General features: G+C 58.1%; 17 protein-coding genes. 5 read left to right on the forward strand and 12 right to left on the reverse strand.

The features are described from left to right. The first annotated feature begins 1 nt into the window (after position 1). The gene (locus AABB29_RS08050) at positions 2–739 is read left to right on the forward strand and encodes an SDR family NAD(P)-dependent oxidoreductase (RefSeq protein ID WP_341367427.1); all 738 of its coding nucleotides are present in this window, start codon (positions 2–4) and stop codon (positions 737–739) included. A 74-nt stretch (positions 740–813) separates the two neighbouring features. Here AABB29_RS08050 and AABB29_RS08055 read toward each other — a convergent pair whose 3' ends face one another. Continuing rightward, a complete protein-coding gene (locus AABB29_RS08055) occupies positions 814–1,947 on the reverse strand; it encodes an alkane 1-monooxygenase (protein WP_341367426.1) in 1,134 nt (377 codons plus the stop codon). A 49-nt stretch (positions 1,948–1,996) separates the two neighbouring features. Next, positions 1,997–2,995 carry an A/G-specific adenine glycosylase gene (locus tag AABB29_RS08060; protein ID WP_373636909.1) on the reverse strand — a complete coding sequence of 333 codons (999 nt, stop codon included), beginning with the start codon at positions 2,993–2,995 and terminating at the stop codon, positions 1,997–1,999. Between the two features lie 121 nt (positions 2,996–3,116). On the opposite strand from AABB29_RS08060, the gene AABB29_RS08065 reads away from it, so the two are divergent. After that, positions 3,117–3,626, forward strand: coding sequence for a DUF721 domain-containing protein (locus AABB29_RS08065; RefSeq protein ID WP_341369114.1), 510 nt, complete (start codon positions 3,117–3,119; stop codon positions 3,624–3,626). A gap of 13 nt (positions 3,627–3,639) precedes the next feature. After that, a complete protein-coding gene (locus AABB29_RS08070; RefSeq protein ID WP_341367424.1) occupies positions 3,640–4,305 on the forward strand; it encodes a DsbA family protein in 666 nt (221 codons plus the stop codon). Between the two features lie 18 nt (positions 4,306–4,323). Here AABB29_RS08070 and lpxK read toward each other — a convergent pair whose 3' ends face one another. Genes lpxK through AABB29_RS08095 form a run of 5 tightly spaced genes read right to left on the reverse strand, consistent with a single transcriptional unit; the run spans position 4,324 to position 8,977 of the window. Next, positions 4,324–5,358, reverse strand: coding sequence for a tetraacyldisaccharide 4'-kinase (lpxK, locus tag AABB29_RS08075; RefSeq protein ID WP_341367423.1), 1,035 nt, complete (start codon positions 5,356–5,358; stop codon positions 4,324–4,326). Further along, positions 5,359–6,555: a glycosyltransferase N-terminal domain-containing protein gene (locus AABB29_RS08080; protein WP_341367422.1), complete on the reverse strand. Its 1,197-nt coding sequence runs from the start codon at positions 6,553–6,555 to the stop codon at positions 5,359–5,361. A gap of 15 nt (positions 6,556–6,570) precedes the next feature. Continuing rightward, on the reverse strand, positions 6,571–6,816 hold the full coding sequence (locus AABB29_RS08085) for a DUF4170 domain-containing protein (protein WP_341367421.1): 246 nt from the start codon (positions 6,814–6,816) through the stop codon (positions 6,571–6,573). A gap of 36 nt (positions 6,817–6,852) precedes the next feature. Then, positions 6,853–7,644 carry a 3'(2'),5'-bisphosphate nucleotidase CysQ gene (locus tag AABB29_RS08090; RefSeq protein WP_341367420.1) on the reverse strand — a complete coding sequence of 264 codons (792 nt, stop codon included), beginning with the start codon at positions 7,642–7,644 and terminating at the stop codon, positions 6,853–6,855. Continuing rightward, a complete protein-coding gene (locus AABB29_RS08095) occupies positions 7,631–8,977 on the reverse strand; it encodes a TldD/PmbA family protein (RefSeq protein WP_341367419.1) in 1,347 nt (448 codons plus the stop codon). The genes AABB29_RS08090 and AABB29_RS08095 overlap by 14 nt, the downstream gene beginning before the upstream one ends. A 112-nt stretch (positions 8,978–9,089) precedes the next feature. Between AABB29_RS08095 and AABB29_RS08100 the strand changes: the two genes are divergently transcribed. Both AABB29_RS08100 and pncA read left to right on the forward strand, forming a co-directional pair. Continuing rightward, positions 9,090–9,623: an AAA family ATPase gene (locus tag AABB29_RS08100; protein ID WP_373636868.1), complete on the forward strand. Its 534-nt coding sequence runs from the start codon at positions 9,090–9,092 to the stop codon at positions 9,621–9,623. Then, positions 9,620–10,219 carry a bifunctional nicotinamidase/pyrazinamidase gene (pncA, locus tag AABB29_RS08105; RefSeq protein ID WP_341367417.1) on the forward strand — a complete coding sequence of 200 codons (600 nt, stop codon included), beginning with the start codon at positions 9,620–9,622 and terminating at the stop codon, positions 10,217–10,219. Before AABB29_RS08100 ends, pncA begins: the two co-directional genes overlap by 4 nt. A 228-nt stretch (positions 10,220–10,447) precedes the next feature. Here pncA and AABB29_RS08110 read toward each other — a convergent pair whose 3' ends face one another. The 5 genes from AABB29_RS08110 to AABB29_RS08130 all read right to left on the reverse strand — a co-directional run bounded on the left by AABB29_RS08110 (position 10,448) and on the right by AABB29_RS08130 (position 15,020). Then, on the reverse strand, positions 10,448–11,332 hold the full coding sequence (locus tag AABB29_RS08110; RefSeq protein WP_341367416.1) for a hypothetical protein: 885 nt from the start codon (positions 11,330–11,332) through the stop codon (positions 10,448–10,450). A gap of 315 nt (positions 11,333–11,647) precedes the next feature. Continuing rightward, the gene (locus AABB29_RS08115) at positions 11,648–12,622 is read right to left on the reverse strand and encodes a DUF2125 domain-containing protein (RefSeq protein ID WP_341367415.1); all 975 of its coding nucleotides are present in this window, start codon (positions 12,620–12,622) and stop codon (positions 11,648–11,650) included. Positions 12,623–12,695: 73 nt separating this feature from the next. After that, positions 12,696–14,039 (reverse strand): HAMP domain-containing sensor histidine kinase, encoded by a 1,344-nt coding sequence (locus tag AABB29_RS08120; protein ID WP_341367414.1) that lies wholly within the window; start codon positions 14,037–14,039, stop codon positions 12,696–12,698. Continuing rightward, positions 14,036–14,698: a response regulator transcription factor gene (locus AABB29_RS08125; protein WP_341367413.1), complete on the reverse strand. Its 663-nt coding sequence runs from the start codon at positions 14,696–14,698 to the stop codon at positions 14,036–14,038. The genes AABB29_RS08120 and AABB29_RS08125 overlap by 4 nt, the downstream gene beginning before the upstream one ends. A 139-nt stretch (positions 14,699–14,837) precedes the next feature. After that, positions 14,838–15,020 carry a hypothetical protein gene (locus tag AABB29_RS08130; RefSeq protein WP_341367412.1) on the reverse strand — a complete coding sequence of 61 codons (183 nt, stop codon included), beginning with the start codon at positions 15,018–15,020 and terminating at the stop codon, positions 14,838–14,840. Between the last annotated feature and the right edge of the window lie 142 nt (positions 15,021–15,162).

Below are 15,162 nucleotides of genomic sequence, written 5' to 3' on the forward strand. Positions count from 1 at the left end.
CGTGAAGAACTGGCAAGGAAAACGATACTGGCTTGTAGGTGCAAGCGAAGGTTTAGGACGCGAGCTAGCCTTTACGCTTAGCCGTGTCGGGACCGAGGTGATCGTTTCCGCCAGATCCGAGGACCGCCTGAAAGAACTGGTCGCCGAACTGCCCGGCAAAGCGTCTTACGTTCCTGTTGATGTCACGGACAGGGCCGCTGTCGAAAAAGCTGCCGCCGAGGTCGGGGATATCGACGGGGTGATTTATCTGGCCGGGGTTTATTGGCCCATGCAGGCCGCAGAATGGGACAATGAAAAGGCCGATCTGATGGGCGAGGTGAATTTCCTTGGCGCATCGCGCGTCGCCGGGGCCGTCATCAAGGATATGCTCGCCAAGCAGGCTGGCCATATCGTTTTGGTCGGCTCACTGGCCGGTTTCCGGGGGCAGGCTGGGGCCATCGGGTATAGCGCATCAAAAGCCGGGATGATGACCCTGGCCGAATCCATGCAGGCCGATCTGCGCAAGTCGCCGGTTTCGGTCCAGCTGGTGAACCCCGGCTTTATCAAAACGCGGCTGACCGACAAGAACACATTCAACATGCCGTTCATCATGTCCGCCGAAGATGCTGCCAAAGAAGTGTTCGAACACATGAACACGGATGGCTTCAAGAAAAGCTTTCCAATGGTCTTTTCATGGCTGTTCCGCCTGTCCCAATTCATGCCGGACTGGATGTATTACCGGATTTTCGGGGCCAAGTAAGACGCATTGGTTTCACCTGCTGCGTATGTACGCCATATGTACAGCGTCTGTACGCCAAACATACGCGCCTTATCTTACCGCGGCCAAGGGTTGCTGGCGGTCTTGTAAGCCGTCCAATCGGTAATTTCGGGATAATATCTTTCCCGCCATTGCTTGATCCGCGGATGCATCGTTTTGCGCCACATCGTCGGAAACATCGCGATCATGGTCATCAACGGATAGCCATAGGGCAATTGCGGGGCATCATCCTCGGAATAGGTTTGCAGCAGTGGAAAGCGGCGGTTTGGCTTGTAATGATGATCCGAATGGCGCTGCAAATTGATCAACAGCCAGTTTGACGCCCGATGCGCCGCATTCCATGAATGGCGGGGCAGCACATGTTCGTATTTGCCGTCCCCGATATGTTTGCGGGTCAGACCGTAATGTTCGACGTAATTCACCAGCTCAAGCTGGAACACCGCCCAAAAGGCCTGCACCGAAAACAGAAAAATGCCCCACCAACCGCCGATAATCGCGGCCAACAGGATAAAGCCTGCTTGCAGCGCCCAATAGCGCCAAAACGGGTTGGATTTGTGGTGCCATTTCAACCCCTTGCGGTCCAGCATCGCTTGTTCTGCTTGAAACGCTGAAACCAAGGATTGCCGCAACACACGCGGAAAGAACCGGTAAAAGCTTTCGCCATAGCGCGCAGTCACCGGATCACGCGGCGTGCCCACATAGCGGTGATGGACCAGCAGATGCTCGGACCGGAAATGTGAATACAGCACAGAGGCCAGCAGGATATCGGCCAGCCAGCGTTCAGGCTTTGGCTTTTGATGCATCAGCTCATGGCTGTAATTGATCCCGATCGTGCCCGACAAGATGCCCAGCCCGGCAAATAGCGCCCATTCCTCAACCCAATGCAGATGCCCTGATCGGGTGACGTAGATCATAAGGCCAAAGATCGTCACCAGTTGAACAGGTGTCCACAAAAGCGTGATCAATCGGTGCCAGAACAGCTGATCTTCGGGCGTTGCGACATCCGCGTTGTCTGGATTCACCCCGATCACGAAATCAAGGCCCGTGAACAGATACCATGTCGACAGCGGCAGCAGCAAAATCCACCAGCCGCCCAGCATCGCAACGCAGATCGCCAATGGCACCAGCCCAAGCGACAGCCAAAATGGCAATGCGGCCCCCAAAGTCGCGGTGTTTGTTTCTGCGGTCATCACCATCCTCCCGCTGATAGCAAAACCCTAGTTAAGAACGTGCAAAGTCTCAATCACCCTGCAATGCAGACGTCGCAAGGTCATAGACCTTGCGCATCGCTGTGGGCAGCGCGGCGGGGCGAAAATCACCCGCCGGAACAAACTGCCCGCGCTGGGCGGCTGCGTCTTGCGGGACGAATGCCACCTCGATCTTCAGCCGCAAATGGAAATGGGTGAAGGTGTGGCGCGCCTCTGCGGGCAGGCTTGTCCAATCGGCATCAAGCGGCGGGTTGGGGGCGGGCGCATCTGACCAGTCAGACCCAGGCCAGCCCAACATCCCGCCAAGCAGCCCTTTTTCCGGACGCTTTTCCAGCAGCCACGCCCCATCGGCCCGCCGCGCGACATAGGCAATGCCGAACCGGGTTGGTGTTTTCTTTTTGGGGGTCTTTTTCGGCAATGCAGCAGCCGTGCCTGCATCGCGCGCGGCGCATGGACCGCGCCAGGGGCAAATCCCGCAGGCCGGGTTGCGCGGCGTGCAAATTGTCGCCCCCAAATCCATGACCGCCTGCGCATAATCGCCCGGTCTTTCCGGGGGTGTCAGCGCCGCCGCCAGATCTGTCAGTTGCGGTTTTGCGCCGGGCAGAGGCGCGTGCACATCGTAAAGCCGGGCCATAACCCGTTCGACATTGCCGTCGACCACGGTTTCAGACCGATCAAAGGCAATCGCTGCAACCGCAGCGGCCGTATAGGGCCCGATCCCTGGCAAGGTTAGCAGCTTGTCATAAGTGTCAGGAAAAATGCCGCCATGGTCGGCCACAACCGCCCGGGCACATTTCAGCAGGTTGCGCGCCCGCGCGTAATAACCCAGCCCGGCCCAGGCCGCCATAACATCGGCATCATCGGCAGCGGCCAAGGCGCTGACATCGGGCCAAAGCGCCATGAATTTGCGGTGATAATCGCGCACGGCGGCCACGGTGGTTTGTTGCAACATCACCTCGGACATCCACACCGCATAGGGGTCTGGCAGCACGCCAGCCTGCCGGTCCGCAGGGGGCACCCGCCAGGGCATCACACGCGCATGGGTGTCGTACCAGGCCAAAAGCTCTGAACTGAGGTCACGCAATCTTTATTATCCCGCAATTTCTACACGCTGACTTGGCGCAACGCCTGTCATAGAGTAGTGCGTGAATATGAAACAACCACGCCCCAAAGGCACCACGCGCGGATTTTCCCGTGCGGCGACGTTGATGCAACCGCGAATTCGCAAGGCCAGCGAAGACCGGGGCTTTGCTGTGACCCGCTTGTTGACCCATTGGCCCGAGGTCGTGGGCACCGCCACCGCCCAGATCGCGACGCCTGTGAATGTCAGCTACGGCAAGGGCGGCATGGGCGCGACCCTGACACTGCTGACCACCGGCGCACAGGCCCCGATGCTTGAGATGCAAAAAGAACAGATCCGCGAAAAAGTGAACGCTTGCTATGGCTACCGGGCCATTTCGCGCGTGCGCATTACACAGACAGCCCCGACAGGCTTTGCCGAAGGGCGCGTGGCCTTTGCGCCAGCCCCAAAGCAGCGGAAAACCCCCGATCCTGCCGTGCAATCGGCGGCGAAAGACCTATCTAAGCACGTAGAAGATAACGATCTGCGCGCTGCGCTTGCGGCGCTGGGTGCAAATGTCTTATCGAAACAAAAAACCTGATCAGAGGTAGATTATGGAACGCAGAACTTTTTTAGCCGCTGGTGGCGGTGCAATGTTGGCCCTGGGCACCGGCTGGATGCTGAGCCGCCCCGATCCGGCCACTGGCCTTTTGCCCGGCGCGGCCCACGCGCAGACGACAGATGGCGCGCTGCCTGAGATCGTGGATATGGTCAAAGGCAACCCGGATGCGGATGTTGAGGTGATCGAATATGCTTCATTCACCTGCCCACATTGCGCGTCTTTCCACGCCAATCAGTTCCAGCTGCTCAATTCCAACTATCTTGAGACCGGCAAAATCCGTTTTGTCTATCGCGAGGTTTACTTTGACCGCCCCGGTTTGTGGGCATCGATGATCGCCCGCTGCACCGGAGACTCCGATTTCTTCTTTGCCTTCTCTGATTTGCTGTATCAGCGTCAAAGTGAATGGCTGGCTGGCGGCGATCCTAGCGTGATCATCAATGAATTGCGGACGCTGGCCAAGACGGCTGGTCTGGACGATGCCACGCTTGATGCCTGCCTGAGCGATGCGGCCAAGGCCGAAGCCCTGTTCACATGGTATCAGGAAAACGCGGATCGCGATGGTATCAACTCGACCCCGAGCTTCCTGATCGATGGCGAGAAATACGGCAATATGGCCTATGATGAATTCGCAGGTATTCTGGATGGAAAGATCGGCTAAGCCGATCCAACATGAAAGCTAATCAGCGGGCCCTCCTTCGGGCCCGTTTTCTTTTGTGGGCTTGGCTACCAGCCCCAGCCGATCCAACGCCGCATCCAGCGGTTCCCAATCCTCAAGCATCAGACGGACAGGTAAGGTCAGCACCTTCATCCGAAAACTGTCGGGCAAACGCACTGCGTCTTTTTCGGTTGTGACCAGCTGCGCCTGGCGGGTGTGGGCTTCGATCTCAAGCCGTTTCATCAACGCATCTGTCAGCGGTTGATGATCGGCGAGCGCCTCGGCCCGGATCACCTCGGCCCCCATGTCGCGCAGGGTGATAAAGAACTTTTCAGGATGCCCGATCCCGGCAAAGGCCAGCAGTTTCAGGTCCCGCCAGGGCATGCCTGTGGGCAATGGGGCCAGATGGCCGGACAGATGTGGCAGATCATGGTGCCAGGTCGCTTCGAACCGGTCCTGCGCGGCAGGGGGGCCGATGGACAGCACAAGATCCGCCCGGCGCAGCCCCGCTGGTACCGGTTCGCGCAATGGCCCTGCCGGGATCACCCGCCCGTTGCCAAACCCGCGCAGCGCATCAACCACGATGATCGACAGATCCTTGGCCACATCCGGATTTTGAAACCCATCATCCAGCAGGATGACATCCGCCCCCGCCGCTTGCGCCTGCGCGACCCCGGCCGCGCGGTCTTTGGCCACCCAGGTTGGCGCGAAGGCAGCCAGCAACAGCGGCTCATCCCCCGTCTCACCCGCCTTGTGTCCCCGTTCATCAACCTGCACCGGCCCGTCCAGCGTGCCCCCATACCCGCGTGAGACGACATGCGGCGCGTATCCCCGCGCTTGCAGCCGCTCAATCAGCGCGATGGTCGTGGGGGTTTTACCGGTGCCGCCTGCATTGATATTGCCGATGCAAATGATGGGAACTTTGGCCGTGATCTTGGGCGTCTGGCCCACCCTGCGCGCCGTCAGCCCTGCATAGATCGCGCCCAGCGGTGCCAGCAGACGCGCCATGATGCCTGGCGCATCAGGCGGACGAAACCAGAAAGATGGCGCGCGCATTCAGCCCACCATTTCGTCAAGGCGGCTGCGGATATAGGCCGCCACCCGGTTGGTCACATCTGCCCCGCGCGAGGTCACATCCCAGGCCGCATGGGCCACTTTGGCAGCCACATCCGGTGACAAAAGCGCCTCAACAATACCGCCCAGATCATCGCTAGAGCGGATCAACCGCGACGCCCCTGCCGCGTTCAGCCGGGCTGTGTGTTTTTGATAGGGGGCTATTTCAGGACCATAAAGCGCGACCGAACCCAGCGCCGTTGCCTCAAACGGATCGCGGCAACCACCGCCATGCAGCGTGCCGCCCATGTAGCAGATCGGCGAAATACGGTACCAAAGCCCGATTTCTTCGTCAGTGTCGGCGATATAGATTTGCACGGTTTCCTCAGGGTCCATTTCTTCGGAGCGCAGCGCGACCTGAAACCCATCCATCCGCATGAATTCAACGAATTGCGGCGCATCATCCAGATCAGACGGGACCACGATCAAAAGCAGGCGATGGGCGCGTGCGCTGGCCTCTTGATGGGCGCGGCACAAATCGAACCATTCTTCGATCTTGGCCCCCGCAGCCAGCCAGACAGGGCGCGTTCCGATGGTCTTTGAAAAAGCCTCGCGCTCTTCTTCATCGCAGGGCAGGGCCGGTTCGCTGTCTTCCATCGCCCCGGTCACCAGGATTGTTTCGGGAATGGCCCCGGCCCGGATCAGCCGATCAGCGGCTGCATTATCAAGGGTCAGCGCCGCCTCAAAACCCGTCAAGACAGAGCGCAGCGCGCCGGGAACCCAGCCGCCAGCGACGTTATCAAGCCCCTCACCATCGGCATCCACCAGGATACGCGGCACATCCGCCGACCGGATTTCATCCAGCAGGATCAGATCAAGATCGCCACGCATCCAGATGACCATCACTGGCTGCCAATGATCGATGAAACTACGGATTTTCTCTTTGCCCTTCGGTTCGGGCAATGCGCGGTCAGATGGATAATGCCCCCAGTCGCGCAGGGTGGCGATCAGCTGGATCGGATCGCCATCTTCGGACAGTTTACGGCCCAATGTCTCAATCGCGGTCAGCTGCTCGGCATGTGTGCAGCGGGCCCAAATGATCGTGCCGGTGGGGCGGGGTGGTTGGGCGCCCTGGTCACTGCCTTCATCGACAGATCCCAGGCTGGCCAGATATGCCGCGATGGAAAGGGATCGTGCCATGGCGCAGGTCCGGTATTAGCTGCCCAGTTCTTCTGTAGCAGAGGCTTCGGTTTCTTCATCCCGCAGCCGGTGAATATGGGCAATAAAGTAGCGCATATGGGCGTTATCAACAGTGCGCTGGGCCGCAGATTTCCAGGCGTCATAGGCCGCTGCATAATTGGGGAACATGCCAACGATATCAATTGCGTCAACATCCTTGAACGCATTCTTGGTTGGATCAACAAGTTCGCCACCGAAGACGAGATGCAGGCGCTGAGTCATGTGAAAACCTTTGTGAGTGTTACTGTCAAAAGCACCCTACGGCTTTGACAGGCCCGGCTCAAGCCGGGCGGCCAGCGCTTTGTGCAATTTTGGTCCTGCGGCCAGAACACCGGGCACTTGCGGATGCGGATTGTTAAAGCGCAGCACCTGGTTGGCCTGATCAGTCACGATGGCCCCCGCCTCGGTCGCGATTAATGCGCCGGCGGCGATATCCCATTCCCAGCTGGGCCGGAATGTAAGCATGCCATCAAAACTACCATCCGCAACAAGGCAAAGGCGATAGGCCAGGGATGACCGGAAGGTCCGTTTGACAGGCGGCACCTGCCCGTCCTTCCAAAACGGCGGGGTCAGGTTGATCTTGGCGCCCAGTATGGTGGCATCTTCCAGCGGGGTTTGCGTCGGCTGGATCGGCGCGCCGTTGCGCGCCGCCCCTTTCCCGGCAGAGGCCGTGAACAGCAAATCCCGCACCGGCATGAACACGGCTGCATCGATAACGCGCCCGTCTTCGACCACGGCCAGCGCGTGCCCCCAATCTTTGCTTCCTTCGATAAAGCCACGGGTGCCATCGATTGGGTCAATCACAAATTGCCGTTTGGTACCCAGCCGATCCGTGCCGTCTTCGGTTTCTTCGGAAAGCCAACCGTAATCGGGGCGGGCCTCAGCCAGAAATTGTTCAAGCATTGCATTCACGGCCAGATCGGCCTCGGTCACCGGGCCTGCACCATCGGGTTTGTCATTCACAGCCGGGTTTTTGCAAAAATAGCCCATGGCAATCTCGCCTGCCGCGCGGGCAGCCGTGCTGAGCAGGTCTAGATCAGTCCCCGGCAAGTGTGAGCCCTTCAACCAAAAGCGACGGCACAACCCGCGACAGATGCGCCTGCCCATCATTGGCGGGCACAATCCGGCGCAGCATATCCCGCAGATTACCGGCGACGGTACATTCATTGACAGGATAGGTGATTTCACCGTTTTCGACCCAAAAGCCCGCAGCCCCACGCGAATAGTCGCCTGTATTGGGGTTGATGGTCGATCCGATCATCGACGTTACCAACAGGCCAGTGCCCATTTGCGCAATCAGATCATCCCGGCTGGCTGCGCCCTGGGTCAGGCTGACATTGGACAGGCTTGGCGATGGCGGCGAACCGGTGCCAGCCCCCGCATTTGCGGTGCTGTCCATCCCCAGTTTGCGCGCATTGGCCAGATCAAGCGTCCAGCCCGTCAACACCCCATCATCGACAATGGCCCGCCGCGCCGTTTGCAGCCCTTCGGCGTCAAAGAGGCGCGATCCGGTGACCCGGGCGCGGTGCGGGTCTTCGATCAGGGATATCCCCTTTGGCAAGACCTGCTGCCCAATCGCATCGCGGAGCCAGCCAGAGCCGCGCGCAATGGTCGCCCCATTTACGGTTTGCAGCAAACTGCCAATCAGGCTGCTGGCAACCCGTTCGTCAAAAAGCACCGGAAAGGCCCCGGTTTTTGGCTTGCGCGCGCCGGTCCGCTCAACCGCGCGCGCGGCCGCGACAGTGCCGATGTCTTCGGCATCGCGCAGGTCGGCCTGAAAGACGCGGCTGTCGAAATCATAATCGCGTTCCATCTGCGTACCAGACCCGCTGATCGCCACACAGGACAGGCCGCGATCGCTACGGTCATAGCCTGCAGAAAAGCCGTTGGTTGCAGCCAGATGCACGCGGCGGCGGCCATAGCCTGCGGCGGCCGATTGCACCTGCGAGATCCCGGGATTGCGCAATGCGGCGGCCTCGGCCCGGGCGGCGTCTTCTTGCAAGGCGGCGGGGTCGGGCTCATCGGTGGGATCAAAAAGCGCAAGCTTTGCTGTGTCTGTATCGGTGGCCAACTGATCAGGCGTGGCCAAGCCGATATACGGGTCCTCGGGGGCTTCATGGGCCATGGCGACGGCCCGCTCTGCCATCTGGACCAGCGTATCGGGTTTGCTATCTGAGGAGGACACACAGGCCTGGCGCTGCCCCACAAGAACCCGCAGACCGATGGTAATCCCTTCAGAGCGTTCCGCCTGCTCAAGCGCCCCGGCGCGCACTTTGATCGACAGGCTGGTCCCATCAACCGCAATCGCATCCGCCGCATCCGCGCCGGCCTTGCGGGCGATATCCAGCATTTGTTGGCTAAGCTCAGAAAGGGATTGGGTCATACATTGTCCTTTGGTTGGCCCAGACCTAATGCGCACCCTGCGCCCCCGCAAGGCCCCGGCACGGCCAGAGCACCGGTTTTCATTCGGCCCGCAGCCTGATAGCTGAAAAGCTATGCAGCGCGTTATGATCACAGGTGGGCCCGGATCGGGCAAAAGCACGCTTGCCCGTATCATGGGGCAACGGACCGGGCTGCCCGTCTATCATATGGATCAAATCCATTGGATGCCCGGCTGGGTCGCGCGGCCAGATGCGGACAAGATTCCGATGGTTCTTGACGTGATCGCCAAGGAACAGTGGGTCTTTGAGGGCGGAAACTCTGTGACCTATCCAGACCGGGTCGCACGGGCGGATACGTTCATCTGGCTTGATCTGCCGGTCAGCCTGCGCTTTTACCGCGTGGTCTGGCGGACAATTCGGGACCGGGGCACGGTCCGGCCTGATATGGCACCTGACTGCCCCGAAGGTTTTCACGGTGAGACCTGGGATTTCTGGAAATGGATTTGGCGCACGCGCAATACAGCGCGGGCCAAGCTGGCCGCCATCGCCGCAAACCCCGGTCATATGAAGGTGCATCACCTGACTTCCCGCTCGCAGGTCGCCGCATTCATTGCTAACCTACCCGCAAAACAGGAGAGCCAGCCATGACCCATGCCCTACTTGTGATCGATGTGCAGAATGATTTCTGCCCCGGCGGTGCGCTGGCTGTTGCCGGTGGGAACGACATCGTGCCGGGGATCAATGCGGCCATGGATGATTTCGACGCTGTGATCCTGACCCAGGATTGGCACCCCGCCGGACATTCGTCATTCGCATCCAGCCATGATGCTGCCCCGATGAGCATGACGCAAATGCCCTACGGCCCCCAGGTGCTTTGGCCCGATCACTGCATTCAGGGCAGCCCCGGCGCTGCGTTTCACGCGGATTTGCAAACGGACCGGGCGGATTTGATCATCCGCAAAGGGTATAACCCGGCGATTGATAGCTATTCGGCCTTTTTTGAAAACGACAAGACGACACCAACCGGGCTGGAAGGGTATCTGCGCACACGCGGGATCGATCAGCTGACTTTGGTGGGCTTGGCCACGGATTTCTGCGTGAACTACTCGGCCGTGGACTCCGCAAAACTGGGGTTCAAAACCTCTGTGAACACTGCGCTTTGCCGGGCGATCGACTTTGACGGCTCGCTAGATGCAGCGATGGCAGGGATGCAAGCGGCCGGGGTGAAAACAGGGCAGATTTAAGCGCCCCATTTCTTTGACCAAAATCACGGACTGCGGCTAAGGGCACCGGCCCAAAGGTCCAGCATTTCTGATCCAAACCGGTCATGCAGCGCGCCAGCATTAGTGGCTCGCACGGCGGACAAAGAGTGCCTTCGTCATCACCCGACCAACGACTGCATTGGACGCAAAATATTACCCCTAACGTCGGGACTAGTTCACCTGAAGTTCACACTATTTCAGAGTTTCACCTTAGTTGAGATTTGGGTTAAAACGCCGATCTGCCAACAACTTCACAGGCCCCTCACTTGTACCGGGAATTGGTGCAGGTTCAATTTCGACGGTGAGGAAGAAGTATGCTGAACTTAACGGGTCGGGAAAGTTTGGATCTAACCCGGGATCAGAGTCGATTGGCCGCAAACTGAAGCCAGACCGATGATAATTTAGATCGATCTTTGGCGTTACAATGCCCTCGGCAATCCCGGCCTCTTGATCACCCAAAATGCCTTCTGCTGTTGAGTGGTATCCTCCAAATTCAAGGTCCAGGGTCCAACTACTTTCAATGAGGGCGATGCCTGTCAGCGACTGGCAAATATCGGCTCGGACAAGTGCATCTACTTGGATGTCTGCTTGTTCGACTAGCGCATTCAAAGATGACGGGGAACGTGAAACATCACAGGGAATCTCGAATTGCGTTTCTTCAGTTCCACTTCGTTGAGTGATGTAGCACTTTGGAGCTTCCCGTTGTATCACTGTCTGATTAGAGCCTTTTCCATCATAGTCCGAATGGCAAAGTTCAGCGTTATGTATTGGCCTCGCTCCGAAATTCGTCTGGCCGATAATACAGGTCTCATCAATCCATCCTTCGCGCGGATCATTGTACTGGTAGACAGAACCATCCCACGTCTCACCTTCGACTTCGAAGTCGAGATCATCAGCAACAATTTCGACTGAAAACGCCACTTCTCCAGGCCCATTGCACTTAGGGTGATCACCTAAAACTGTAATCGGAGCGAAATAAGTACGAGGATTGAGCCTCTCAATAAGCTCTTCAATTGTTTGTGTTGCTCCAACGTTTGGGAGAGCGAGCGAAAACAAGATAGCAAACGCGCTAATTCTGTGGCGGTATACCTTCAAAATGACCCCTTATGATGCAATGAGCGTGGTGCTGAGAAACTTCCCTGAAGTTCCAACGTAAACGCCTTCCACCCTATTCCGAGGTAGGGCGCATATCCACCGTAAAAGCATACGTCCTCTACCAAATCACTCAAGTCCAGCACAGGAAATGCCACTGCTAATGGGGCACATCTTGATGTTTAGCTGACATTGGCTGCGCAGGAGAAAATGTACAGGTTGGGCTCCTTTGCGACCTTCGCCGCGATCCGCGCGAAGATGTTCTGATTTTGCGTCAATGCTGTGACGTCGAAGTCAAATACCCCTGACCTTCGAAACTTACCGCAAAACCGGCGCAGGTCCGAGCGGGAGCAGCCCCATCGACATGAACCCGTCTCGGAAGGTTAGCGGAAGCTGCAACACCCCGTCGCTGCCTGCCATTGCACCTGCCATCGTCCTGACCGTCGCCGCATTCCCCGCATCCACTGCCCCTGTGTCCACCAGCAAATCAATCAAACGCCGCCATTCAGCCGTTTCAAAGATGATCTGACCTTCGGGGATGCCCTGGGCGTCAATATCCAGCAGACCAGCGGCGCCCAGCGTAATATCGCCCCAAACCACGTTCAGGCTGCGCAGGTCAAGCGTGGTCACGGCGGGGGGCGTCCCTTCCAGGGCGAACCGGTCAAGCGGGCGGTCAAAACTGAGTTGCGCATCGGTCGTCAGGCTTGAAATCTGATCGCTCAGCCCGATCTGCCGCACCAGATCCGCAGGCAAGACCAGATCAGCAATCGCAACATCCAGACCATAGGTCTGCGCCTCTTCCTCAACGGCCGTCAGTGCCACGTCGCCACTTGCCAGCTGCATGTCCCAGCCCTGATCAGACCGCAGCAAAGCGTCTTCCATCAGGACCGAGGCCGCATCAAAACTGGCGGCCATATTCATGCGGGTGGCGGCATTCAGCTGCAAAGTAGTCGCAGCGATTTCAATGTTCTGCCCGCCAATCCGCAGGGTCTGGGTTTCGGGCAGGCTGAGGCTTAGCTGCGTGGGCTTTATACTGGGTGCGGCGAGTTGCAGATCGGGGCCATTCCATGCCCAAAATCCATCGGGCGCGGCCACAGACAGACCCGTGATATCCAGCGAAAATTGACCCGGAAAACCGGTCACGCCCATCGCGCCGGTTTCAACCTGCCAACCGTCGCGGCGGATTTGTTCCAGGGCTTGGCGCAACCCTTCTTGCGCGCCTTTCGCAGCCGCAAACCAATATCCGCTAAACAACAACGCCAGAAACAACAGCCAAAACATCAAACGTCGCATCCGCGCGCTCCTCTCTTGCCACGGTGCAGATGTAGCGGCGGGGCTGGGAAAGGGCCAGTGCGATGCCCGTCTTTCAGGATTGCGGGGGGATTGCCGCCTTTAATGTGACGGTCGCCGCCAAACCACCCAAAGTATCGGCGCGTTCAAGACCAAGGGCGCCGTCATAGGCATGGGTCAGGTCCTTGACGATGGCCAGCCCAAGCCCGGTGCCCGGTTGCGCCGTATCCAGCCGCTGCCCGCTTTGGGTTACAAAGGCCATATCCGCCTCGGCAATACCAGATCCATCATCGGCGACGACAATCGTCAGCAGGCCATCTTGTTCAAAGGCATTAACACGCACCTGCGTCTTGGACCATTTCACCGCATTATCCAGCAAGTTCCCGATGATTTCATCAAAATCGCTAGGCTCAATCCGGGTATGCATATCTGGGGCGATCTCGGCGATCAGGCTGCATTCGGCATTGCGCGCAAGGGCATCAAAAGCGCGTACCATGCGGTCTAAGGCGGCCGAGACATCCAAAATGACGGGCATTTCTGCCTTACCATCGGCCCGCATCCTGGCGAAAGATCGGTTCAGCTGGGCGTCCAGCCGGTCCAACGCATCAAGCGAAATCTGCATGTCGTGGCCATCTTGACGCAGCTCTTCCAGCGCGTTGCGCAAAATGGCAGAGGGGGTCTTGATCGCATGGGCCAGATCCGCCGCTTGCCTGCGGGATCGGTGTGATATCTCGCGGTTGCGTTCCAGCAAGCTATTGATGTCATTGACCAAAGGAACAACTTCGGTTGGGTATTCGGCAATATCCAGACCATCCTCGCCCTGCCATCTGCGGGCCACATCACGGCGCAGGGCGTTCAGCGGGCGCAGGACCAACGTAACCTGCAGCAAGGCGCCAAAGACGCCAACCGCCGCAACGACACCAAAGGTCACCAGCAGATTGCGGCGAAACAAGGTCTGATTGTCCTGCAAACGCTGCAAGGATGAGGCGACCTGCACATACCAGCTTTGACCATCGTCAAACTGCAAGAGCCGCCCGATATTGCGCACGGTCTGCCCGTCGGGCATGCGCAAACTGCGGTTTTCTTGCGCATCATCGGGTTGGGCAATGACAGGCAGGCGCATATCCTGCAATGAAGGCGAGGCAAGAACAGAACCATCAGGGGCCTGAATTTGCCAGTATTCACCGGAAAACGGGCGCTGAAAGTCGGGATCAGTGATCCGGCGCGCCAGCATATCCGGCGTCGTCCGATAGGTTTCAACGACGGCAATCACCACTTCATGGCGACGTTCGAGCATGGCATCGAAACTCTGCTCGGTCTGGCGCAAGCCAAGCGATGCAAGACCCGTGATACCGAGCGCAATGATTACGATCGCAGACAGAATGCCGCCCACGACAGCGCGGGCGCGCAAAGACTTCATGCAGCGGCCTTGATCACATAACCGCGGCCGCGGACTGTCTCGATCAGCTCAGTGCCCAGCTTTTTCCTAAGCCGGTTCACAAAGACCGCAATCGTATTGGAATCCCGGTCACCATCATATTGATAGATATGTTCTGACAGCTCCATCCGGGACACCAGACGGCCCGCGTTGTGGAACAGATAAGACAGCACCGCGATTTCCTGCGATGTCAGGCTCGCGGGCACACCTGATACCAGCACCTGATTGCTGCGGGTATCAAACATGACATTATCCTTTGAAAACACAGGGCTGGCGCGCCCTGCTTGGCGGCGGATCATGGCGCGGACCCGGGCGGATAATTCAGGCATATGGAACGGTTTGACCAGATAATCATCAGCCCCCGCATCCAGCCCATCCACCCGCTCAGACCAGCCATCCCGGGCCGTCAGCAACATCACCGGGGTCTGCACCCCATTGCCGCGCCAGTGTTTGAGCACAGTGATACCATCCCGATGAGGCAGGCCGATATCCAGGATGATCATGTCATAAGGTTCAGTTTCACCCAGAAATTGGGCTTCTGTCCCATCCCTCGCAATATCGACAACGCGACCCTCCGAGGTGAGGACATTTTTGATTTGTTGAGCAATAACCTGCTCGTCTTCGGCAACAAGAATACGCATGACTTAAGGTTAATAAGGTGCCATGGCGTAAGTTTGACCACTTTACGTCGGATGGCAGCAGAGTTGGGGCAATCGCGTGACGCTAAAATGCATGTTGCGCCGCAATTGAGGCGCGCCTGACTTAAAAGTTAAGAAAGTGTTAATCGTCCTGCGGGTCAGCCAACGGCATGCTGTCTGTCAGCCTGTCCAGGATATCGTCCACTTTCGGAAAGCGTTCACTGCATGGTCCCGCATCATTGTCATTGGCCGGGTGACGGGTTTGATCAGACTCTTTGTCATTGCTTGAAAAAGCGTCTTCCAAAGTGAACTGGCGGACCGGCATGATACAAAACTCCGAACTCAATCTTGGCCGCAGCGGCCTAATTGTGTGCTTTCCTCAATGCTTCATTAACTTTTTTATGAAGCGGGTAATGTGAACCCAACACAAACAATTTGTTCATATTGCGTTTATGATGGGGTGAAAC

It is taken from the genome of Yoonia sp. BS5-3 (assembly GCF_038069655.2).
Taxonomy (GTDB): domain Bacteria; phylum Pseudomonadota; class Alphaproteobacteria; order Rhodobacterales; family Rhodobacteraceae; genus Yoonia; species Yoonia phaeophyticola.